Annotated in this window: 2 protein-coding genes and 1 pseudogene; 1 reads left to right on the forward strand and 2 read right to left on the reverse strand. The window is 68.7% G+C overall.

Features of this window, described 5'->3' with window-relative positions; genetic code table 11:
• Positions 1-87: 87 nt before the first annotated feature.
• Positions 88-1,023: pseudogene (locus ACWD6R_RS40280) on the reverse strand (SGNH/GDSL hydrolase family protein); the annotation flags it as partial.
• Positions 1,024-1,130: 107 nt separating this feature from the next.
• The gene (locus tag ACWD6R_RS40285; RefSeq protein ID WP_451823302.1) at positions 1,131-1,700 is read right to left on the reverse strand and encodes a TetR/AcrR family transcriptional regulator; all 570 of its coding nucleotides are present in this window, start codon (positions 1,698-1,700) and stop codon (positions 1,131-1,133) included.
• 110 nt (positions 1,701-1,810) lie between these two features.
• Here ACWD6R_RS40285 and ACWD6R_RS40290 point away from each other — a divergent pair, with 110 nt between their 5' ends.
• Positions 1,811-2,134, forward strand: coding sequence for an FBP domain-containing protein (locus ACWD6R_RS40290; RefSeq protein ID WP_451823303.1), 324 nt, complete (start codon positions 1,811-1,813; stop codon positions 2,132-2,134).
• The last annotated feature ends 393 nt before the right edge of the window (positions 2,135-2,527 follow it).

A 2,527-nucleotide genomic window follows, 5' to 3' on the forward strand; every position in this document is an offset into this window, starting at 1 on the left:
TAGGCGTAGGAACCTCGATCTTCTCAAACTCGAAGCGCACCTGTCGTCGTATCAGCTACCGGACACCGCCACTACCTGCGGATTCGGGTCTGAGGGGTCGCCCGCGGCGCGGAAGCGCAGTTTCCCGGCACTCAGAACAGTGAAGTCCGGGGCGCTGGGGCCGGGCGTGTCCTCGTGGATGGGGCACAGGATGGGCGAGATGACCAGCAGCGGTGTGGTGGGGTGGCCGTCGCGGACGGTGTCGAGGAAGCCGTGGACAGCCGGGGTGAAGGCGCGCAGGCGCATCAGGTCGGTGTTGACCAGGTTGATGCCGATCTTGATGCTGACCAGGTCTGCGGGGGTGTCACGCAGGGCGCGTGCGGTGAACGGGTCGAGCAGGGCGCTGCCGCCCAGCCCCAGGTTGACCAGCTCCACGCCGCCGAAAGAGGCGGCGAGTGCGGGCCAGGTGGTGGTGGGGCTTGCGGCGTCGGAGCCGTGGCTGATCAAACTGCCGTGGTGCAGCCACACCTTGCGGCCCCGATCCGGCACCGGCTCGACGGGGGAATCGGTGCGCAGGGCGACCAGTTCGGTGGTCTCGTTGTGCGGCAGCCAGATCTCGACGTCCTTCGCGTCGGCGGGCAGATCGGTGAAACGAAGGGTGCCGACCGGGCCTGGATGGGTTGCGGCGGATCCGGTGGCCATGTCGATGGTCAGGACGTTGCCGCCGGTCACGCCGGCCTGGCCGGCCAGGCGGCCGTCGACGAGCAGGTCGTACACACCGTCCGGGCGGGGCGGGGCGCCCACGTAGACGCGTTTGGTGGGCAGCGTGTCCAGCTCCACGACCGTGGCCCGGGTGCGGAAGACCAGCCGCACGCCGGAGGGCTGGGCCTCCGCCATGGCCAGTTGGCCGTCGGCGCACTGGGCGCGGGCCTGGGCCGGTAGCCGGTGCGGCAGCACACCGTGCTCGGTGCGCTCCAGATCGAGGGCGCCGCGCAGGATGTCCGCGGTGAGGGGCGTGGTGATCAGGTTGTGGTTGGTGTTCATTGTCCGATACCTGCCCAAGTCTGCACGTCTGATCTGTCACGAAATGTCGGCGAGCCGTCATCACATGGGCCGGCGGCCGGTGGTATCCGGCTGGTGGCGGGGGCGCGTCAGGGCTCGGGCCAGTTCCTCAGCAGGGCGTCGAGAGCGCCCAAGACCCATGACCAGGTCTCCTGCGAGTCGGGGGCACTGTGGCTGAAGCCTCCGCCCATCTCCAGGCTGACGTAGCCGTGGAAGACACTGCCCAGCAGCCGCACCGCGTGGGTCTGGTCCGGCTCCGTCAGGTCGTAGCCGCGCAGAATCGCCCGCGTCATCTGCGCGTGCCGACCGCCGGCGCTGGCAGCCGCCGTCTCCGGGTCGAGCCTGAGCTGCGCTGCGGCGTAGCGGCCGGGGTGCTCCCGGGCGTAATCGCGGTAGGCGTTCGCGAAGGCCGCCAGGGCGTCCTTGCCGGCCCGCCCGGCCAGGGCCGCAGCGACCCGGTCAGCGAGTTCCGCCAGAGCCAGCAGGGCGATCCTGGTCTTGAGGTCCTGGGAGTTCTTGAGGTGCGAGTACAGACTCGCATCCTTGACGCCGAACCGCCGGGCGAGCGCCGAGAGGGTCACCTTGTCGAAGCCGACCTCGTCGGCCAGTTCCGCCCCCGCCTGCGTCAGACGTTCCGCGGTCAGCCCAGCTCTTGCCATGACCACCCTTCCATCAACCGGTATCGCCTAAGCATTTACCTAACCCTATTAGGCAATTTACCTTACCCGCTCTGAAACCGCTGGCTGAGCAGGCGATCCGTACCGCGTTCGTGAACGGCACCAAGGGCGAGGCGAAGCGCCTGTCGGTCCCACGGGGACCTGGCCGACCGGCCATGGGACGACCTGGACTTCCTCGGCCGGCGGGGCCCCAGGCCCCCGACCGCGCCTACCTCGTGACCGAGCTGGATGGCTGCCTGAAGGCCCTCGCGCTGCGCAGCCCCAGCCCCGCCTCCTGCCAGATGCGGCGCAGCATGTGCTCGCTGTGCGTGACCACCCACACCGGGGGCGTCTCCCTGATGGTCGCGCCGAAGGCGGGGAAAGCCGGACAGCAGGGCAACTCGGTGGGCGCCTGCATATGCAGCGACCTCGCCTGAGATGCCATCTCGTCCCCGCCAATCACCCGCAGCAGACAGCCGGCTCCACGGCCCCGAAGCTCCAGGCAACCGTAGAAGGGCCGGCAGCAAGATCGCAGAAAGTGGCCGCTGATGCCCCGAACGACCGCACCAGCCCACCTTGAGCCCGCAGCGCACCGCAGAGGGACGGCTTCCGCCCCACCGGGACCAGCCCATGCATGCGAAGGTCACCCGACAGGCTCTCAGAACCCAACACCTACGATTGGCTTCACAGCAGCAAGAACAAGGGGGCAGATGGCCAACACGGCGGACGATGAATCGTAAGCTTGTGATTTGAGGTTCGACCCGCGGCTGGTGCTGTGCCCGGTTGCGGGTTTCGCCGTTCCGCGGACAGCAGTACGGCCTTTGCGTGAT

The organism is Streptomyces sp. NPDC005151, assembly GCF_053599875.1.

What these genes read in the sequence shown, in the direction of transcription:
- ACWD6R_RS40285 (WP_451823302.1), bottom strand. Translation starts at nt 1,700, where the DNA reads ATGGCAAGAGCTGGGCTGACCGCGGAACGTCTGACGCAGGCGGGGGCG.